The organism is Flavobacterium sp. (genome assembly GCF_035456085.1).
GTDB lineage: Bacteria > Bacteroidota > Bacteroidia > Flavobacteriales > Flavobacteriaceae > Flavobacterium.
In genome coordinates this window covers 1-20485 of the sequence record NZ_DATIDY010000055.1, presented here as the reverse complement: position 1 = coordinate 20485, position 20485 = coordinate 1, and the positions used below count along the sequence as shown (strand labels likewise).

General features: G+C 32.0%; 21 protein-coding genes. 14 read left to right on the top strand and 7 right to left on the bottom strand.

The features are described from left to right. Together VLC96_RS04540 and VLC96_RS04535 are read left to right on the top strand one after the other, a co-directional pair. The coding region (locus tag VLC96_RS04540; RefSeq protein WP_325260902.1) for a hypothetical protein at positions 1 to 723 on the top strand (723 nt) is incomplete at its 5' end. 171 nt (positions 724 to 894) lie between these two features. After that, positions 895 to 1350, top strand: a complete 456-nt coding sequence (locus VLC96_RS04535) for a hypothetical protein (RefSeq protein WP_325260901.1) — start codon at positions 895 to 897, stop codon at positions 1348 to 1350. Between the two features lie 685 nt (positions 1351 to 2035). On the opposite strand, the gene VLC96_RS04530 is transcribed toward VLC96_RS04535, so the two are convergent. Beyond that, positions 2036 to 2218 carry a hypothetical protein gene (locus VLC96_RS04530; RefSeq protein WP_325260900.1) on the bottom strand — a complete coding sequence of 61 codons (183 nt, stop codon included), beginning with the start codon at positions 2216 to 2218 and terminating at the stop codon, positions 2036 to 2038. A 387-nt stretch (positions 2219 to 2605) separates the two neighbouring features. Here VLC96_RS04530 and VLC96_RS04525 point away from each other — a divergent pair, with 387 nt between their 5' ends. The 11 genes from VLC96_RS04525 (at position 2606) to hflX (ending at position 15208) form a co-directional block, all read left to right on the top strand. Continuing rightward, positions 2606 to 3043: a GNAT family N-acetyltransferase gene (locus VLC96_RS04525; protein WP_325260898.1), complete on the top strand. Its 438-nt coding sequence runs from the start codon at positions 2606 to 2608 to the stop codon at positions 3041 to 3043. A 97-nt stretch (positions 3044 to 3140) separates the two neighbouring features. Then, entirely contained in the window at positions 3141 to 4610 is a 1470-nt protein-coding gene (locus VLC96_RS04520; RefSeq protein ID WP_325260896.1) for a lipopolysaccharide biosynthesis protein, read from the top strand. Positions 4611 to 4642: 32 nt separating this feature from the next. Next, on the top strand, positions 4643 to 5692 hold the full coding sequence (locus VLC96_RS04515; RefSeq protein ID WP_325260895.1) for an acyltransferase: 1050 nt from the start codon (positions 4643 to 4645) through the stop codon (positions 5690 to 5692). A gap of 127 nt (positions 5693 to 5819) precedes the next feature. After that, complete coding sequence (gene dut / locus VLC96_RS04510) at positions 5820 to 6254, top strand: dUTP diphosphatase (RefSeq protein WP_325260893.1); 435 nt, start codon at positions 5820 to 5822, stop codon at positions 6252 to 6254. Between the two features lie 97 nt (positions 6255 to 6351). Then, the gene (locus VLC96_RS04505) at positions 6352 to 7362 is read left to right on the top strand and encodes a sugar phosphate nucleotidyltransferase (protein ID WP_325260891.1); all 1011 of its coding nucleotides are present in this window, start codon (positions 6352 to 6354) and stop codon (positions 7360 to 7362) included. Positions 7363 to 7493: 131 nt separating this feature from the next. After that, complete coding sequence (locus VLC96_RS04500) at positions 7494 to 8846, top strand: tetratricopeptide repeat protein (protein WP_325260889.1); 1353 nt, start codon at positions 7494 to 7496, stop codon at positions 8844 to 8846. Then, positions 8846 to 9649: a lipoprotein insertase outer membrane protein LolB1 gene (lolB1, locus tag VLC96_RS04495; protein ID WP_325260887.1), complete on the top strand. Its 804-nt coding sequence runs from the start codon at positions 8846 to 8848 to the stop codon at positions 9647 to 9649. Before VLC96_RS04500 ends, lolB1 begins: the two co-directional genes overlap by 1 nt. A 25-nt stretch (positions 9650 to 9674) precedes the next feature. Further along, complete coding sequence (locus tag VLC96_RS04490) at positions 9675 to 10907, top strand: murein hydrolase activator EnvC family protein (protein ID WP_325260886.1); 1233 nt, start codon at positions 9675 to 9677, stop codon at positions 10905 to 10907. Between the two features lie 103 nt (positions 10908 to 11010). Further along, positions 11011 to 12495, top strand: a complete 1485-nt coding sequence (locus VLC96_RS04485; protein ID WP_325260884.1) for a murein hydrolase activator EnvC family protein — start codon at positions 11011 to 11013, stop codon at positions 12493 to 12495. 78 nt (positions 12496 to 12573) lie between these two features. Continuing rightward, positions 12574 to 13335, top strand: coding sequence for a Bax inhibitor-1/YccA family protein (locus VLC96_RS04480; protein WP_325260882.1), 762 nt, complete (start codon positions 12574 to 12576; stop codon positions 13333 to 13335). 637 nt (positions 13336 to 13972) lie between these two features. Next, positions 13973 to 15208 carry a GTPase HflX gene (hflX, locus tag VLC96_RS04475; RefSeq protein ID WP_325260880.1) on the top strand — a complete coding sequence of 412 codons (1236 nt, stop codon included), beginning with the start codon at positions 13973 to 13975 and terminating at the stop codon, positions 15206 to 15208. A gap of 107 nt (positions 15209 to 15315) precedes the next feature. On the opposite strand, the gene VLC96_RS04470 is transcribed toward hflX, so the two are convergent. The 5 genes from VLC96_RS04470 to VLC96_RS04450 form a co-directional block, all read right to left on the bottom strand. Continuing rightward, positions 15316 to 15825: a DUF2480 family protein gene (locus VLC96_RS04470; RefSeq protein WP_325260878.1), complete on the bottom strand. Its 510-nt coding sequence runs from the start codon at positions 15823 to 15825 to the stop codon at positions 15316 to 15318. Between the two features lie 69 nt (positions 15826 to 15894). Next, the gene (locus tag VLC96_RS04465) at positions 15895 to 16218 is read right to left on the bottom strand and encodes an SUF system Fe-S cluster assembly protein (protein WP_325260876.1); all 324 of its coding nucleotides are present in this window, start codon (positions 16216 to 16218) and stop codon (positions 15895 to 15897) included. Between the two features lie 73 nt (positions 16219 to 16291). After that, a complete protein-coding gene (locus VLC96_RS04460) occupies positions 16292 to 16714 on the bottom strand; it encodes a SufE family protein (protein WP_325260875.1) in 423 nt (140 codons plus the stop codon). Beyond that, entirely contained in the window at positions 16711 to 17142 is a 432-nt protein-coding gene (locus tag VLC96_RS04455) for a hypothetical protein (RefSeq protein ID WP_325260873.1), read from the bottom strand. The genes VLC96_RS04460 and VLC96_RS04455 overlap by 4 nt, the downstream gene beginning before the upstream one ends. An 18-nt stretch (positions 17143 to 17160) precedes the next feature. Continuing rightward, complete coding sequence (locus VLC96_RS04450; protein WP_325260872.1) at positions 17161 to 18375, bottom strand: aminotransferase class V-fold PLP-dependent enzyme; 1215 nt, start codon at positions 18373 to 18375, stop codon at positions 17161 to 17163. A 315-nt stretch (positions 18376 to 18690) separates the two neighbouring features. On the opposite strand from VLC96_RS04450, the gene VLC96_RS04445 reads away from it, so the two are divergent. Continuing rightward, entirely contained in the window at positions 18691 to 20037 is a 1347-nt protein-coding gene (locus VLC96_RS04445; protein ID WP_325260871.1) for a serine hydrolase domain-containing protein, read from the top strand. A 102-nt stretch (positions 20038 to 20139) separates the two neighbouring features. Here VLC96_RS04445 and VLC96_RS04440 read toward each other — a convergent pair. Further along, positions 20140 to 20485: SufD family Fe-S cluster assembly protein (locus VLC96_RS04440; protein WP_325260869.1), on the bottom strand; the 346-nt coding region annotated here is incomplete at its 5' end.

The window sequence follows — 20485 nt, the reverse complement described above, 5'->3', positions numbered from 1 at the left end:
GACAAATACTTTCTTTCAGGAATTTTATTGTTTAGCTTTATTGTATCAATTCCGCAATTTAAGAGCCTGAGAGAAGAAAGTAATTTCCTGGCTAAACTAATCGCATTCTTATTTTTAATTATTAGTAGTTTCATACTGTATCTTTTCACATTAGGAATGACTTTCGGTATTTTTTCGATAGTGAAAAATTATTATGATGGAGATGTTTATGAGGCAACTATAGTTTCTTATCGAAGTTATACTAAACAAGAATCGGATTCTCAAATGAAAAGGCGGTATGAGGTTACTTATAATGTTCCTGTGTTTGAATTCTTTGTTGATAATAAGAAAATTAGAGTAGAGTCTTCAGCCCACACTTCATCATCAGTTCCAATTATTGGGAGTACTTTGAAAATTTCGTACTCAAAAGGAGGGTTAAGAACACAAGAACATAAATTTTCTGATTATTTAATTTTCTTTATTGTATTTGTGTTTTCCACATTTTTGTGCTTTACTTCATTAATATATACAGCATATTCATTGGGATACCCACTGAAAAATAAAAAAGCAATATTTTTTATAATGGTAAAGATCCATTTTGTTTTACTACAATTGTTTTTAATGTTTTGTTTGTATTTTATTTATATAAAGCTAATTGTGGTTTCCACATGGACAGTATTAAGTATCATTACGTTAATTGTCTTCACTTTATTTTTAGCAATCCGTAGGTTTCAAAAAAATTAGATCATTACAAAGCATAGAGAAAACTAGTTACTTTGCTACACTTAGCAGATGGAGAGGGAATTATTAGAATGCGAAACAAAAACAATCCAGATGAAAACTTATATTTAGATTTTAGATTTCAACGAAAAGAAAAAGGGGAAAATTAAGTTTAATATAATTATTAGAATAGATATGAAAAATAAATTATTGGTACTTGCTGCTTTTTTTGCATTAGTAAGCTGTAAAAAAGAATTTAAAGTAAATGATGCTTTTAGAGAAGAAATACTTTCTAAGGTTCACATACAAAAAGACACTTTAGCCGTTTTTAATAAATTATTAGATAGTTTAGATCAAAAAAACATTTCCTTTTGTGAATATTTCAACTATTCACATTATGCTCTTTCTGATTCATGCACATTGATATTAGATAAAAAATATGATGTAAGGATGGGGAATTATTCTCCCGAATATTTTGAAGAACATCATAAAATGTTAAGTAATGCAATTAAAAACTATGAAAAAAGACTAGGAATTGATGAAAACTCAGCGAGTATTGGAGAATATATAGAGGTAACTAACGATATAATAAAAAATCATTGTGCACCTGAAGATAAAAAAACAGAAGATGATCCTAAAGTTAATTTTTGATTTTATCGTATTGTAATTATTGTACAAGCCTAATAAAAGGGTCAAGGGAGATGCTAATGAATCTGCAGTAAAACTACTGCACATATCTAATTGTACATTGTGTTCAGAAGAATAATGATATTTCTGAATATCAAAATGAAGGTTGTTATAAAGAATAGATAAACACAAAAAAACATCAAAATTAATTCATCAGAATATTCTAAAATAATTAATAAAGTAACTAATAAATTAGATTTTCCAATAAAGTCTAACTTGGCATGGTAGAATATTGTTTCAACTCTAGTTATTTGTAACGAAAAAAGAGCCAAAATGGCTCTTTTTTTTATGCTTTGTTTTTTTAAAGGAACAAGTAGCTTTATACGCCTTCATTTATTTTTAAGGGGGAATCCTTGGGGCTTTGTTTTTTATATAGGAAACAATTAGCTTTATTAACCTTTTTGCTATGTTTTTATGGAATTTCTTAGCTTCTTCCATGCTTTTTTTGGGAACTATTAGCTTTATAAACCCCTGCTCTGTTTTTTAGATAACTTAGCTTCATCTATGCTTTTTTTTGAGGGAACTATTAGCTTTATAAACCCTATTGCTCTGTTTTTTTTAGTTAAACTTAGCTTCACCTATGCTTTTTTTGAGGGAACTTTAGCTTTATAAACCCTATTGCTCTGTTTTTTTATAGTTAAACTTAGCTTTAATCTATGCTTTTTTTTGAGGGAATGATTAGCTTTATAAACCCTTTTGCTCCGTTTTTTTTATAGGTTAATCTTAGCTTTACCTGTGCTTTGTTTTGAAAGGATCCAATAGCTTTATAAACCTCTTTATCTATTTCACTTTGACAAAGAACAGACATAAAAAGGATTTTTGCAATACCCACTTTTAGTGATATTTCAATTATTTTTATTTTATTTCGGCAGGAGCAAAATAGTTTATTAAGTATTGATTGTTAGTTGTATTATGAAATTTTAGAAAAAAATTTATGCCTATTTTAGCGTTTTTTAACTTTTTGCAAGACGACTTTTTTTGAATGATGAGTAAATAAGCAAAACCATTTTTAAAAGTATGTCACTGAAAACAAAGCCATATTTTAATCTCAAAATATCCTAAATTAATTGTAGTAATATATAAATGATATATTAACGGTAGTTGCAAAATGTATATTTATTCAACTTAAGTTAAAAACAATATTCGTTCTTCGTGATATCTGTTTTCAGTATCATTGCTTTTAATTATTTTTGCCCAGTTATTTTAAAATCCATTAGCATTGAAAATCGTTGAACTCACAAGTATTCCGGAAATGTTGGCTCAAATAAAAGTCATGCAAAATTTGTATCCAAAACTGACTTTAGAAAAATATGAGCTGTATTTGCAGGCAATGGTGCCGCATAATTACAAACAAATTGCAGTTTTTAATGAAGATATTTGTGTGGGAATCTCGGGATTTTGGACAGCTATAAAGCTATGGACAGGAAAATATATTGAAATTGATAATTTTATAGTGCACCCAGAGCATCGCTCTAAAGGAATTGCAAAGTTAATGACCGATTATTTTGATGCAAAAGCAAAATCTGAAGATTGTACTGCCATTGTATTAGATGCTTTTACAGGGAATTTTACTGCCCATCGTTTTTATTATAATCAAGGTTATGAACCAAGAGGTTTTCATTTTGTAAAAATGATTAATGAGGATAGATTAACCTAAAGTCAATATCAGTTTTATTTTTATTCAGTACTAAAACAAAGGTTTTAACCAAAGAAATGGTTATTTTTGTTTTATAATATTTAACATACATTTCATTTTGGGATTATATAAAAAGCTTTTTAAACAAACAGCCATATATGGGCTTGCTACAGTAATACCAAGAATGTTCAGTTTTTTACTGGTACCACTTTATACAGGATTATTGCCTCAAGGAGAGTATGGTAAAGTATCTATAATATTTGCCTGGATGATTTTTTTTAATGTTATCCTCGCTTATGGAATGGAAACAGCATTCTTTAGGTTTTATAATGCAGAAAAAAATAAAGATAGTGTTGTCGAAACGACAATCATCTCTATTTTTTGGTCTACAATACTTTTTATAGTTGTTGCTTTATTATTTAGAAATTCCTTAGCAACCTGGTCGGGAGTCGATACCCAATATGTTACTTATTCTATTTGGATTTTGGCGTTAGATGCTTTGGTAATAGTGCCTTTTTCGAAGCTAAGAGCCAATCAGAGACCAATATTTTATGCAGCAATAAAGATTGGAAACGTAGTTGTAAATCTTTGTTTGAACTTATTTTTCCTGATGTTTTTGCCAAGTATATCAGCATCTGATCCGGATAGTTTTCTGGGTTCTATTTATATTGAAAACTTTCAAATCGGATATATTTTTCTTGCCAACATTATTGCTAGTTTTCTAACATTTGTAGTGCTTTTTCCAGACTATTTCACGATAAAATGGAAATTCGATTTCGAACTTTGGAAACGAATGATGCGTTATGGATTGCCAATAATGATTGCAGGAATTGCTTTTGCGATTAACGAGCAATTTGACAAAATTCTTTTGGGCAAATTATTACCTGCCAATATCGCCGATGTACAAGTTGGGGTTTATTCAGCCTGTTATAAACTCGGACTATTCATGGTATTGTATAGAACGGCTTATACATTAGGAATTGAGCCCTTCTTTTTTAGCCATGCTTCCAATGAAAATGCACAACAGACTTATGCGACAGTAACCAAATATTTTGTGATTTTTGGTTCTTTAATTTTATTATTTGTAATTGTATTTGCAGATCTTTTAAAACAAGTTATGATTCCAAATTCTTCCTATTGGGAAGCGATGAAAGTAGTTCCATTAATCATTTTGGCTAATTTTTTTCTGGGGATTTACACCAATCTTTCTGTTTGGTACAAACTTATTGATAAGACACATGTTGGAGCGTATATTTCGATTGTTGGTGCTATAGTTACTTTAGTTTTAAACTATTTATTGATTCCAAAATACAGTTATTATGGTTCTGCTATTGCAACACTTTCGGCATATGGAAGCATGATGTTTATATCTTATTACCTCGGTAATAAATATTATCCAATTCCTTATGACAAGAAAAAAATAACAGGTTATCTTGGTTTATCAGTTGGTTTTTCGTGCATTTCCTTCTACGGTTTTAATCAAAATTATTATGTAGGAATTTTGCTTTTAGCTATATTTATGTGGTTTATTTATTATAATGAAAAAGAAACACTTTTACGAATCATGAAACGTCCTGCTAAAAATTAACGCAAGGAATTACAAATTTAAATTTGGAAAAAATGGTAAAATCACAAAGAGACTCAAATATTGAATTACTAAGAGTTATATCAATGGTAATGATCGTTTTTTATCATTTTATGGCTCGTTTAAGTGAATTAAATTCACCAGAAAAAACTCAGACAATAGTGAATTCTCTTATTCCTGTAGTGCATATTGGAGTAATCTGTTTTGTGTTGATTTCTGGATATTGGGGAATTAAGTTTTCTATAAAAGGATTTTTGAGGCTTTTTCTTTATTGCTCATTTTATTCAATTGCAATTTACACCATTAGTGCTATAATAAACCCAGATTTATTTAGTTTGAAAAATTTTATCAAATCTATAATACCTTATCAATGGTGGTTTATTCCAGTTTATTTATGTTTGTACTTGCTTAGCCCGTTGATAAACATTCCATTAAAAACCGAATCAGCGAAAACAAAATTATTCTTTATAATAATTTTACTTGTAATTTCTTTTGTCGTTGGTCACTTTGTTCCTTCTTTGAGCGACGGGAAAAACCCCTTAAATTTTGTATTGATTTATTATTTAGGAAACTTTCTGAGGACTGAAGTAAAATTACCTTCTTGGAACGTAAAGAAGCTTTTTTATTTGTATTTGATTTGCAATGTTTTACTTTTCGTTGCGATTTTCTTTTCAACCTTATATATTCCTAAAATTGCCCATATCATTATTCAGTTCTTTTATCCTTACAATAGTGCAGGTATAATGATTAATTCCATATTATTCTTTCTGATTTTTACAAAACTCAAGTTTAATTCCCGAGTAATTAATTGGTTATCGAGTTCTTCTTTGGCAGTTTATTTACTACACGAAAACAATTATATAATTCCTTATCTGTCCAGTTGTATCGATCAGTTACAAAACAGTACAACCAATTCAGTGGTTTTTATTTCTATTTTGTTTGTTTTCGCAATAATTATTTTTATTGTGGCTGTATTAATCGATAAAGTGATTTCGCCTTTATTTGACATACTATTCAATTTTGTAATCAATTCAAAACTTTTTGCGAAGCTAAATAATAAAGTGCAAGATGTTCTACCTGAGTAATGAGCTAGACAATTGAACAATTATAATTTACTTCTGATTTAAAATATTCTCTTTTTATTACTGGGAATTTTTATTGTTGAAGAGGGCAGAATATTTAAAGATCTATATATTTACATTCAAAAAAAACATGACAATTAACATCATCAACAAATCACAACACGCTTTACCTAATTACGAAACAATTGCTTCGGCAGGAATGGATTTGAGAGCCAATTTGACTGAATCAATAACTCTGCAACCATTAGAAAGAACTATCGTAAAAACTGGTCTTTTTATAGAATTACCAATAGGTTACGAAGCTCAAGTAAGGCCGAGAAGCGGATTGGCTGCTAAAAACGGAATAACCGTTCTCAATGCACCTGGAACTGTCGATGCTGATTACAGAGGAGAAATAGGAGTAATTTTGGTAAATTTATCGAATGATGCATTTGTAATTGAAAATGGAGAACGCATCGCACAATTGATCATCGCCAAACACGAACGCGCTGAATGGATTGAAGTTAAAGAATTATCTGAAACGTCAAGAGGAGCAGGAGGATTTGGAAGTACAGGAGTAAAATAAGTTTAGTCACAGTTCTCAGTTTTAAAAATTGAAAATAACATCTATAAGTATTCTGTATGTTTTTAATACTTAATACTAAAATCTTAATATATTAATAATGAAAATAATAGTCCCAATGGCAGGACGTGGATCACGTCTTCGTCCACACACCTTAACCATTCCAAAACCATTAATTCCGGTAGCAGGAAAACCAATTGTTCATCGATTAGTCGAAGACATTGCAGCAGTTTTGAATCAAAAAATTGACGAAGTTGCTTTTGTAATTCATGAAAGTTTTGGTAAACAAGTCGAAGATGATTTAATAGCTATCGCTCAAAAACTAGGAGCAAAAGGCACCATTTATTACCAAAATGAAGCACTAGGAACAGGTCATGCAATTATGTGTGCCAAAGATTCTTTGAGTGGACCAGCGGTAATTGCTTATGCAGATACTTTGATCCGTGCCGATTTCGATTTAGACACCACAGCTGATAGCGTTATTTGGGTAAAACAAGTGGACCAGCCGGAAGCTTTTGGTGTTATCAATTTGAATGCCAATAACGAAATTGTAGAATTAGTAGAAAAACCTAAAGAGTTTGTTTCTGACTTAGCTGTAATTGGAATCTATTATTTCAAAGATGTAGCGGTGTTGAAAAACGAATTGCAATCGGTGTTAGATAACAACATTATTCACGGCGGTGAATACCAAATCAATGACGGAATCAAACAAATGATGGCCAAAGGAATGAAATTTGTTCCTGGAAAAGTAGATGAATGGATGGATTGCGGAAACAAGGATGTTACGGTAGAAACCAATTCAAGAATGCTTGGTTTCCTTCAAAACGACGGAGTTAATTTGGTTGATTCAAATGTGAAATTAGAAAATTCAACTATAATTCCTCCTTGTTATATTGGCGAAAATGTAGTTTTAATCAACGCTACTGTCGGTCCAAATGTTTCATTAGGAAATGGTTGCAAAGTTGAAAACAGTACCATAAAAAACAGTTTGATTCAAACACATTCAAATATCAAAAATGCCGTTTTGGATAATGCAATGATCGGAAATCATGCAAGTTTTGATGGGAAATTTACAAGTATAAGTATTGGAGATTATTCTGTTTTGGAATAATTTTAAAAGATATTAAAAAAAGACAAAAGCAGCATTTTTAAGTATTTATTATGCTGCTTTGTTGTTTTTTTAATTTATTTTGCAAAGGAGATTCTCACTAATCGTTTTGCTCTCAAAACAATTTATTTCTAATGACAAAAAAATGGACTTTCATATTCGCTTTTTCAGTTTTGCTTAGCAATTCAGTTACGATATTGGCGCAAACTGAACCTGAGGAAATTAAAGTCGAAGGAGATAAATTTCAAGATTATTTCTATGAATCTATTTTTCAAAAAAGCATTGAGAATTACGATAAATCGTTAGTGGCATTGGATCAATGTTTAAAATTGAAGCCTAATAATGCTACGATTTATTTTGAAATGGGGAAGAATTATTTAGCTTCTAAAGATTATAAAAATGCGTATTCTTCTTTTGAACGTGCCACTCAGATCGATCCGACAAATAAATGGTTTTGGGTAGGATTGTATGACGTGTGTTACGAAACCAAAGATTTCAATCAAGCCATAGTAATCATCAACAAACTTATTCCTTTTGATGCGGATTATAAAGAAGATTTGGTTTCTCTTTATATGTTAACCAAACAACATGAAAAAGCTTTGACGGCAATAAATGAACTGAACGAGAAAGTTGGAAAAACGGAAAGACGCGAAATGTATAAAATGGAAATTTTGTCTGAAGGAAAATTCCAAAATTCTGAAGTTGATAATTTAAAAGCGCTTATTGATAAAAATCCTAAGGATGAATCCAATTATATTGCTTTGATTTTTTTATATAATAACAACAATGAAGAGGAAAAAGCTCAGGAAGTTACCAAAAAATTAGAAAAAGAAATACCAGAATCAGTTTGGGCTCAAGTAAGTTTGTTTAAAAATTATCTTGAAAAAAATGATGGTGTAAATGCTGCAAAGTCAATGAATTTAGTTTTGGCAAGCCCAAAAATTGATTCCAAAATTAAACATCGAATCCTTAATGAATTTTTGCTTTTTACCAATGCAAATCCTCAATTTATAGCTGATTTGGATAATGCCATTGGCTATTTTAAAAATGATAAAACTGTCGATGTTCCAAAGGAAATAGGTAAATTGTACCACAGCAAAAAGCAATGGGATAAGGCAATTAAGTATTATGAAATGTCAGAGAAAAATCGTCCAGAGGTTGATCTTGAAAGAAGCTTGCTTTGGCTTCAGGCTAACACCGAACTTAAACAGTTCGAGCCTGTTCTCAAAAAATCACTGACAATGATTGATAATTTTCCAGCAGAACCGCAGTTTTATTATTACGCAGGATTAGCCAATAATCAGTTGCAATTATTTAAAAAAGCCAAAGAAGTTCTTGAAATGGGACTTGATTATGTAGTTGAGAATAAAGATTTAGAAATCAATTTCAATATACAACTTGGCGAAGCTTATAGCGGTTTGGGAGATACTGCCAAGAAAGAATTATATTTTAACAAAGCCAATCAATTATTAAAAGGAAAAAAATAATGAATAGATTTCTAGTAAGACTATTTTTTGTGTGTATGATTTGCATGAGCAGTTCGGTACTTTTGGTATCATGTAAAGTGAAGGGAAAAGTAGTAGAAGAAACCAAAAAAGAAGATTCGAATCGCATGAATGCTGATCGAATTGTAAAAAATTTCTATGACAATAAAAGCGATTTTAAAACATTGAATATAAAATCGAATGTGAAATATCATGATGAAAAACAAAACCAAAATTTAACTGCCGAAATTAAAATCAAAAAAGATGAAAAGATTTTAGTAAGCATTCGTTTCCTGGGAATCACGATGGCAAAAGCTTTAATCACTCCATCTTCGGTAAGTTATTATGAAAAGTTGGGCGGTACGTATTTTGAAGGGGATTTTAGTTCGTTAAGTAAATGGCTGGGCACTGATTTGGATTTCAGAAAAATTCAAAATATATTGATAGGTCAGGCAATGGATGATTTAACGAAAGGGAAATATCAAGATTCATTAGTGGATCAGTCGTATCGATTGGAAGATATTTCGAAGACTAACATCAAAAAATATTTCTTTTTTGACAAAAGTTCTTTCTTACTAAGTAAACAGGAGATTTCTCAACCAGCAGAAAACAGAAAAGTCGAAGTTTTATATTCGGATTATAAAAAATATGATGAATCTCAATTTCCTACGGATATAAACATAAATGCGGAGCAAGAAAAAGGTAAAACCGAAATTTATTTAAGTTATAATAGCATTAACCTTAACGAAGAGCTTAATTTTCCATATAGCGTGCCAAATGACTATAAAAGAATTTTAATTAAGTAAATTTGAACCCATATATAATTGTAAAATGCGAAAATTTCTCTTAGGACTATTTATTTTATGCACGACCTCAGTAATTTGGGGGCAAGAGTCGCAACAAGAAAAATTAGAAAAGCGTAAAGCCGAAATCCAACAAGAGATTTTGGACAATCAAAAGCTATTGAATTCGGTTAAGAAAAAGGAAAAATCTGCCGTCAGCGTAATTATTTTACAAAACAATAAAATAAAACTTAAAGAAAAATTGATTCGTACCACAGAGAAACAAGCAAAGATTCTCGGGAACGATATGTACATTAATCAATTAAAAATAAATAAACTCAATAGAGAATTAGTGGTTCTAAAGGAAGATTATGCAAAGATGATTGTCAAATCATATAAAAGCAGGTCAGAACAAAGCCGCGCTATGTTCCTCTTATCTTCGGAAAATTTTTTACAAGCCTATAAACGAGCTCAGTATATGAAACAATATACAGGCTATAGAAAAATGCAAGGTGAAGAAATTAAATCCAAAACGAACGAACTTTTGGGTTTTAATGAAAAGTTAAATGCCCAAAAAATAGAAAAGAAAAAACTATTAGCCGAAAATACCAAAGAGAAATTATCTTTAGAAAAAGAGAAAAAAGAACAATTGCGATTGGTAAATTCCATTAAAAAAGACAAGAAAAAAATCACAGCAGATATCAAAAAGAAACAAACCGAATCAAGAGCAATTGACCGTCAGATTGATCGTTTAATTCGTGAAGCAATTGCCGAAGCTAACAGAAAAGCAGCCAGTGAAAACCCAAATGCTCCTGCATCAGCCTATACATCAGCCAGAATAGTTTTAACTGCTGAAGCCAAAATATTAGCCGATAATTTTAGAGCCAATAAAGGGAAATTACCTTGGCCTGTTGAAAAAGGTTTTGTTTCATTAGGATATGGACAACAGCCACATCCAGTTTATCCAAGCCTTGTTATCAACAACAGTGGAGTAGAAATCACAACAGAACAAGGAGCAAATGCTAGAGCAGTTTTTGAAGGTGAAGTAACCAGTGTCATGGTTTTGTCTCCAGTAAACAAAGCAGTAATGTTGCAACATGGAGATTGTTTTACGGTATATCAAAATTTAAGTAACGTGTATGTGACTAAAGGTGAGAAAGTAAAGACCAAACAAAGTCTCGGAAAAATAAGAACAAATGGCGAAGGGAAAACAGTTTTAAAATTTACAATTTCGCAAAACACAACCTATAACAATCCTGCAAGTTGGCTGTATAATATGTAAGCATCCGTTAAAAAATATTCTCAGCACTATTTTATTGTAAAAACAAAATAGTGCTGTTTTTTTATAAAATCATTGCTTAAGTTTGCATTATATATAATTTGCGATGTTTAAAAAAATTCTGTGCTTTATCTTTCTAATAACCACGGCTTTACTTTGGAGCCAAGATAACCAACAAAAAAAATTAGAAGAACGTAAAGTTAAAATTCAACAAGAAATTCTAGAAAACGAAACAAAACTTCAAACGGTAAAGAAGAAAGAAAAAACAGCTACTAAAGCCATTGTTTTACAGAAAAACAAAATCAAACTTAAAGAAGAATTAATTGCTACTACCGAAAAACAGAAAGCACTTTTAGGAAATTCGATTTCTGAGAATCAAGCTCAAATAAATAAATTAGAAAAAGAGCTCGAATCACTCAAAGCAGATTATGCTAAGATGATTGTACAATCCTATAAAAGTCGTTCTGAAGAGAGCAGAGCTATGTTTTTATTATCCTCAAATAGTTTTTTGCAAGCCTATAAAAGAGCACAGTATATGAAACAATATACCAATTATAGGAAAATACAAGGAGAAGAAATTAAGGCAAAAACGTATACTCTTTATACTTATAACGCCAAATTAGATGTTCAAAAAAGTGCCAAAGAACATCTAATTGCAGAAAATGACAAGGAAAGATTGTCTTTGGAAAAAGAAAAACAAGAGCAGGAAAAGTTGGTTGCTTCCTTAAAGAAAGATAAAACCAAAATTATTGCAGAAATCAAGAAAAGGCAATTAGAATCCAAAGCAATAGATAGAAAAATTGACAAATTAATTCGTGCTGCAATCGCCGAAGCCAATAGAAAAGCGGCAATAGCAAAGGCTGCCAAAGAAAAAGCGGCAAGGGAAAAAGCAGCCAGAGAAAAAGCAGCACTTGAAAAAGCAAAAGCCGAAGCTATTGCCTTAGAAAGAGCCAAAGCACTAGAAAAGAAAAAAGAAATTGAAAAAGCAAATGCATTGGCAGCAGCCAAAGCAAAAGCCAACTCTAAACCTGCACCAAAACCAATTCCGATTCCAAAAGAAGTCGAAAAAGCAATTGCAAAAGTAGAACCTACAGTAGAATCAACTAAAGAAACGGTTGTAAAAATTGAACCTGTTTCGACAACTAAAATCGATCTATCGCCAGACGGAAAAGTTGACTCAGATAATTTTAAAGCCAATAAAGGAAAATTGCCTTGGCCTGTAGAACGAGGATTTATTTCGTTAGGCTTTGGTGATCAGTTCCATCCTGTATACAAAACGTTGGCCATTCATAATAGCGGACTAGAATTCTCAACAGATTCTGGCGGTAGCGCAAGAGCAGTTTTTGCAGGCATTGTGAGTAGCGTGATTATTATTTCGCCAGTTAATAAAGTTGTTATGTTGCAACACGGAGACTTTTTTACCATTTATCAAAATTTGACTTCTGTCAGCGTTGGTAAGGGAGATAAAGTGAGTATGAAACAAACACTAGGCAAAATTAAAACCACTGGAGACGGGAAAACAATCTTAAAATTTGCTATCACTCAAAACACAACTTATGTCAATCCTAGAGCTTGGTTGTCGAGTAAATAGCAGAAAAAAATTAATAAATTTTTTAAATTGTCTTTTGAAAATATACTCTATATTTGATGAAATTTAAACTTTAAAATTATGAATTCTAACAACCCTTTTTTGAATAACAAAACGTTTTCTAAGGCAACTTCCAGAAGTGAAAATACCTTTAATGCTGTTGTTATTGAAAATGATCAAGACATGACTTTGTCAGGAACGATCAACAGAAGTTTAATTCTTTTCTTATTATTGATCGCTTCAGCAACCGTAATCTGGTGGGCCACTTTCAACGGAATGAACCCAATCGTACCAGCATTTGGTGGTGCAATCGTTGGATTAATTTTGGTTGTAATTGCTGCATTCAAACCACAATATTCCGCGTATTTAGCTCCTGGATATGCACTTTTCGAAGGATTGTTTATCGGTGGAGTTTCTGCAATTTTTGAAACACAATATCCAGGAATTGTAACACAAGCTGTAGGTGCAACTTTCGTAACATTTGGAGTTTGCCTTGGATTGTATAAATATAAAATCGTAAAAGTAACGGAGCAATTCAAATCAATAGTTATTGCTGCAACTTTGGCAATTGCAACCTATTATTTAATTTCTTGGTTGTTCTCACTTTTCACAAGTTTTACACCAGTTCATTACGGAAACTCAATGATGAGTATCGGAATCAGCGTATTTGTAATCATAATCGCTGCATTAAATTTGTTCCTAGATTTCGACAGAATCGAAAAAGGAGTAGAACAAAGAATGCCAAAATTCATGGAATGGTACGGTGCCATGGGATTGATGATCACTTTAGTTTGGCTGTATATCGAATTCCTAAGATTGTTATCCAAACTTTCTAAAAAATAGAACAAACAAAATTTCAATATAAAAGATACTCTTCTGCAAAGAAGGGTATTTTTTTTTGGAGCAGAAAAACTAGGCATTTTTAGGGTATGCTGAAAAAATTCCTAAGTACTGTATAAAACCAGCAGTTTGTCATTCCGTAGGAATCCTAGCAATCAAAAGTGCCAATCTTTGTAGAACTCGTTGCTAGATTCCTACGGAATGACAAGATTGTGAAATTTGTTATTGAATAATTTAAAATTAAGTGTAAGGTTTTTAAATATTATTATTGATAAACTTTGCACTTGTTTTTTAGACAATAGCTTGAATCGTAATGCTTTTTCAACAAACCCTAATTATTTTTAGTAAAACCGTATGTTTCTAATGGTTTTATAAACCAGAAGGCTAAGTTTGTCAATTCAGGAACCATAATCTTAAATTTACTATGAGCTGCGTGAGGGATAGGAAGAAGCTACCAACGTAGCCTGGATAGCCCGACCGCGTTGAGGAAAGGGGCTGTATAAGCGCATGCTACAGTAAGCCCCTTTTCTCAACGGGGTCACGCCCAAATGTTTCTATTTAAAACTAAGGACTAATTACTAATTGCTAAGTACTAATCGCTAATATTAAAATCATTAAATTTGCAGTCTTATTTAGAGATATGTTAGAAAAAGAAATAATAAATTTTGAAAGAACGGCTATCGTTGGGATTGTAACTCAAAACCAAAACGAAGAAAAACTGAATGAATATCTCGATGAACTTGAGTTTTTGACATTTACGGCTGGAGGGGAAGTGATTAAACGCTTTTCGCAAAAAATGGATCGCCCCAATCCTAAAACTTTTGTGGGGACAGGAAAACTGGAAGAAATTTGTCTCTTTGTAAAAGAAAATGATATTTCAACGTTGATTTTTGATGACGAATTATCACCTTCACAACAAAAAAATATTTCCAGAATTATTGATTGTAAAATTTTAGATCGTACGAATCTTATCCTCGATATTTTTGCACAAAGAGCTGAAACCTCTTATGCCAGAACACAAGTAGAATTGGCACAATGCCAATATTTATTACCGAGACTTTCGGGACTGTGGACACACTTGGAACGTCAAAAAGGGGGTATCGGTATGCGTGGTCCTGGAGAAACAGAGATCGAAACGGATAGACGTATTGTTCGTGACAGAATCTCTTTGCTTAAAGAAAAAATTAAAACTATCGACAAGCAAATGGGGGTTCAACGTAGTAATCGTGGTGCGATGGTTCGTGTTGCTTTGGTTGGTTATACCAATGTTGGAAAATCAACTTTGATGAATGCCATTGGTAAAAGTGATGTTTTTGTAGAGAATAAATTGTTTGCGACTTTAGACACAACCGTTAGAAAAGTAGTTATTAAGAACTTACCATTTTTGCTTTCGGATACAGTTGGTTTTATTCGAAAATTGCCAACTCAATTGGTAGATTCGTTTAAAAGTACGCTCGATGAAGTTCGCGAAGCCGATTTGTTATTGCATGTTGTTGATATTTCGCATCCTGAATTTGAAGATCACATTGAGTCTGTAAATCAGATTTTATTGGATATTAAGGCGAGTGATAAACCGGTTATTATGGTTTTCAATAAAATCGACGCCTACAAACATTTAACGATAGAAGAAGATGATTTGATGACCGAGAAAACGCCAAGACATTTTACTTTGGAAGAATGGCAACAAACATGGATGCACCGTTTGGGGGGGCAGAATGCTTTGTTCATTTCGGCCTCTCAAAAAGAAAATTTCGAAGAGTTCAGAGAATGTGTTTACGAAGCAGTTCGAAAAATTCATATTACCCGTTTTCCATACAACAAGTTTTTATATCCTGATTATAAAGATGCGGTGGAGAAAGAAGATAGTGAAGAATAAAAGTAAGCAGAATTTAGTTTAGTAATGAGCTTGCGAAATAAGTTTAAATACAAAGACCTTTTGGCAATTGCGAAAAGGTCTTTGTTTATTTTAATTTAAGTCTAAAATTATTTTTTTGGAGCTTTGTACAAAGGTACTGCTGAACAGGCTTCGCCATACATGATACTTCTGGCATAAGGCTGTAAATATTGAGCTGACAAAATATAGGCTTGGAGTGGCACTGGTTTTTTAGAACAGCCTTTTATAATAACAGGTTTGTCCTGATAGGCTGTATAATCAATTGAAGGAAGCAGTTCTTCATACAATGACGAATCTAAATCTTCCAACGAACCGTATACAATTTTTTTGGCAAAAGTAGCCAAATGCATAGTCACCAAAACCATTGCCCATTTCGGGATAATAGCCTCTGTACTACAAGTTACGGCAACATATTGGTCTTGGTATTTTGACCAATCCTGATTATTTAGTTGTTCTCTAAAATCTTTTTCTTTTAACAAAAAACCATCATAAAGCCATTGGGAAATATCGATTTGTGTACGAGTTCCTTTTGGATAATAGTCTTCCAAATCAAAAACTTCTAGGACACTATTGGCTACTTTGTTGATTATTTCTTCCATGTGCATTTGGTTTAAAGTTTAAAGTTTCAAGTTTCCGAAGCCTGAAACTTTAAACCTGAAACAAATTTTTTAAAGCATTCCTAATTCTAATTTTGCTTCTTCGCTCATTAAATCTTTGCTCCAAGGCGGATCAAAAGTGATTTCAACTTCAGCATCTCTAACGTTCTCAATGGATTTGATTTTCTCTTCCACCTCTCTTGGCAAACTCTCAGCTACTGGACAGTTTGGAGATGTTAAAGTCATAAGGATTTTTACTTCGAGATCAGTATTGACCATTACATCATAAATCAATCCCAATTCGTAAATATCTACAGGAATCTCCGGATCGTAAATGGTTTTTAATTTTTTTACAATTGATTCTCCTAATTCTGTGGTGTCTATTTCTTGTTCCATAATTTTATTTTATTGAACCATTAATTGCTAAGGTTCTTTAAACTTAATTTTCTTAATCTCTTAATGGTAAATTTTAATTTTTCTTAGCATCAAATGCCAATGCATACATTTTAATATTTTTTATCATTGATACCAAACCATTGGCTCTTGTTGGCGAAAGATGTTCTTTCAAACCAATTTCATCAATAAAATCGGTTTCTGCGTTTAATATATCTTCTGCTTTTTGGTTAGAAAAAGCGCGAATCAATATTGCAATAATTCCTTTGGTCAAAATAGCATCACTGTCTGCTGTGAACACTATTTTATCGTCTTTTTGTTCACCTTGTAACCATACTTTCGATTGGCAGCCTTTGATTAGATTTTCATCGGTTTTGAGTTCTTCTTTAATCAAAGGAAGATTTTTTCCTAACTCAATAATGTATTCGTAGCGTTGCATCCAATCATCAAACATGGAGAACTCGTCTATAATGTCGTCTTGTATTTCTTTTATTGTCATTTTTCTTTTTTTGAAAATGATAGTAATGTGTTTACTATATTTTTTATTTTTTCAGGAGGAAACCCATGATCGAAAGTTTGACTTTCATAAGTTTTTCCTTTGTATGTTATTTTTAAATTGGCCATTGCCGCACCATCATGAAATCGTTTTTGAGTAGGTGCTTTCAAATTTGGAATTTCCTCTAAATCCACTTTTTGAAATTCTGTGATTAATGCATTCCATTGTTCTTCTGTTAATGAATTTGAAGAAGGTTTTCCATCTCTTGTGTTTGAATAAGCTATCGTTTTATTTTCAACTACAGTCTTATTATACACCCCCCTTGAATTGGCTGTGTACTCCATTTTTGCCGTTGCCAAATCCAGATTATTTTGACTTTGACAATTTTTAGCAAGGAGTAAAGTTAAAAACAAGATGGATAGAAATTTCATTTTTACGATAAGATTGTTTTATGACAACATTGTTTTTGCCTTTTTAACAGCTTCTACTAAAACGTCAATTTCTTCTTTAGTATTGTAAAAAGAAAAAGATGCTCTTATCGTTCCTGGAATACAAAATGAATTCATAATAGGTTGTGCACAATGATGCCCCGTTCTTACTGCGATTCCTAGTTTGTCAACGATGGATCCAATGTCATACGGATGAATTCCATCAATATTAAAAGATATTACCGAAGTTTTTTCTGCGGCAGTTCCATAAATTCTTAGTCCACCAATTTCTGATAATCGTTTTGTGGCGTAGTCTAATAGTTCCAATTCTTGCTTTTGAATATTTTCAAATCCAATTTCGTTCATATAATCAATAGCAGTTCCTAGAACAATTCCGCCAGCAATATTAGGAGTTCCGGCTTCAAATTTATGCGGCAAATCAGCATAAGTAGTTTTTTCAAAAGTCACTTCCTTTATCATTTCGCCACCACCTTGGTAAGGTGGAAGTTTATTTAGCCAAGCTTCTTTACCATATAAAATTCCAGTTCCAGTCGGCCCGCACATTTTATGTCCAGAAAAAGCATAGAAATCACAATCCAAAGCCTGAACATCCGGTTTTAAATGCGGAACCGCTTGTGCTCCATCAATTAAAATAGCAGCTCCAAATTCGTGTGCTTTGTCAATCATATACTTGATAGGATTGATAGTTCCCAACGCATTTGAAATATGATTTACGGTTACAATCTTTGTATTTGCAGACAATAATTTATCATATTCGCTCATTATTAATTCTCCTTTTTCATTCATCGGAATGACTTTGAGAGTGGCTCCTGTTTTTTCACATAACAGTTGCCAAGGCACAATATTACTGTGGTGTTCCAATGATGAAACCAAAACTTCGTCTCCTGGTTTCAAAATCGAGGCAAATCCATTGGCTACTAAATTAATTCCAAAAGTGGTTCCCGAAGTAAAAAGCACTTCGTGAAGATGTTTCGCATTAATATGATTTTGCACTTTCGCACGAGAAACCTCATACGCATCTGTAGCCAATTGACTCAAAGTGTGAACACCCCTATGAATATTGGCATTGATTTCTTTATAATATTTTGAAATAGCATCAATAACAACTTGCGGCTTTTGTGAAGTCGCACCGTTATCGAAATATACTAATGGTTTCCCATTCACTTTCTCTGAAAGAATAGGAAAATCGGCTCTTATTTTTTGAATATCTAACATCGCTTTATTTAGATTTTTTCTAAATACAAAAGTAACACAATTGATTTACTTTTTTATGCTACAATGATTATTAATTGAAAAAATCAGCAGTGATCATAACCGGTGTGTGATTAAATACTATAATTTTTAGAAGCAGAATTAATAGGCAAAGAATGTGAATTAAGAATCAAATTAATACGCTGAATTCTTGTCACTAATCTTAAGCCTGTTAGGAATTTGAATTAAGTTCAAAAAGTAACAGATTAACATTAGTAATTTCAAACCGTAAGTTTTGTATTCTTTTTTTTACTAAATTAGAAAGTTTATATTCTCGCCATGAAAAGATATTATAAAATAGCAATTTTCCTTTTTATCCTATTTTTGGGATATTTTGCCTTTACCACTTATCCAAAATTAGAATTGATCTCTGGATTTTCTGCCAAAAATGTAGCTTCAGCTCATTTTATAGATAATCGCTCATTGGAATTTATAGAAAAAACAGATAATGATTTTGATGTTATAGGCTGGGCTTCTAACCAAATTAATGAATCGGGAAAATATGCCGAAGCAACCGTTTTTGGTTTAAAAAAGTGGAAAGCTATTTACCGTCAAGGATTGGGAGCTACTTTGATAGATGATAGTTTTGACACAATTAAAGGTTATGAAGTTCCTAAAAGAATACAGTTAAAAAATAACTTACCATTTCCTTATGGGGAGTTAGAACCAAGAGACACTCTTTTTGGCAATGTTGATTATGCCAAATTAAATCAGGCAGTAACAAACGCATTCGACGCAAAAGACGAAGATAATAAAAGAACACGATCAGTCTTGGTAATCTATAAGGACAAAATTATTGCAGAAAAATATGCTGTTGGCTTTTCTAAAAACAGTATGCTTTTGGGTTGGTCAATGACCAAAAGTATTACTGGAACTCTTTTTGGAATACTCCAATCACAAAAGAAATTCGATATTTATAAACCAGCTCCAATTCCAGAATGGCAAAACGATAATCGAAAAAACATCACTACAAATGATTTGCTTCACATGAATTCAGGTCTGGAATGGGACGAGGCGTATGACCGAATTTGCGATGCAACAATTATGCTTTTTCAGTCTAAAGATATGTCGCATTCACAATTAGAAAAGCCTGCCGTTTTTAAACCCAACACACATTGGTATTATTCTTCTGGAACAACTAATTTATTGTCGGGAATTTTAAGAAAACAATTCAAAACGCATCAAGAATATTTGGACTTTTGGTATTCTGCATTAATTGATAAAATCGGAATGCATTCGATGCTAATCGAAACGGATATGGCTGGTAATTATGTAGGTTCTTCCTATGGCTGGGCAACGACAAGAGACTGGTCAAAATTGGGATTATTGTATTTACATAAAGGCAATTGGAACGGAGAACAAATATTTGATGCAAGTTGGGAAAAATATGTAAGCACACCAACTGTTGGTTCAAATGGAGATTACGGAGCCCATTTTTGGTTGAATGCAGGAGGTCATTATCCAGACGCTCCCAGAGACATGTATTCTTGTAATGGTTTTCAAGGACAAAAAGTATTCATCATTCCATCAAAGGACTTGGTTATTGTCAGAATGGGTTTGACTGGGGATGCTAAATTTGATTTTAATAAGATGTTGAAAGGGGTTGTGGGGAGTATTACAAAGTAATTAGCCAATTTTGTGTATCGTTATTTCAGGACGAGACATTAAAAATAAAACCCTTTCAGAGTTTAAATTCTGAAAGGGTTATTTATTTGGATAAATTATTTTCTATAAATCAAATCCTAATTTTACACCTAATTTATTGGCGATGATTTTGGTAATTCGTTGTTTCAATTCAGGTATTTTGATGTTTTCGATAACTGCGTTTGAGAAAGCGTACATCAATAATGCTTTTGCTTCTTTCTTTGGAATACCACGTTGTTGCATGTAGAACATTGCAGTTTCATCCAATTGTCCAACAGTACAACCGTGGGAACATTTTACATCATCAGCAAAAATTTCCAATTGTGGTTTTGCATTGATAGTTGCTTTATCGCTCAAAAGAATGTTGTTGCTTTTTTGAAAAGCATTTGTTTTTTGAGCTTCTTTTTCAACATATACTTTTCCATTGAAA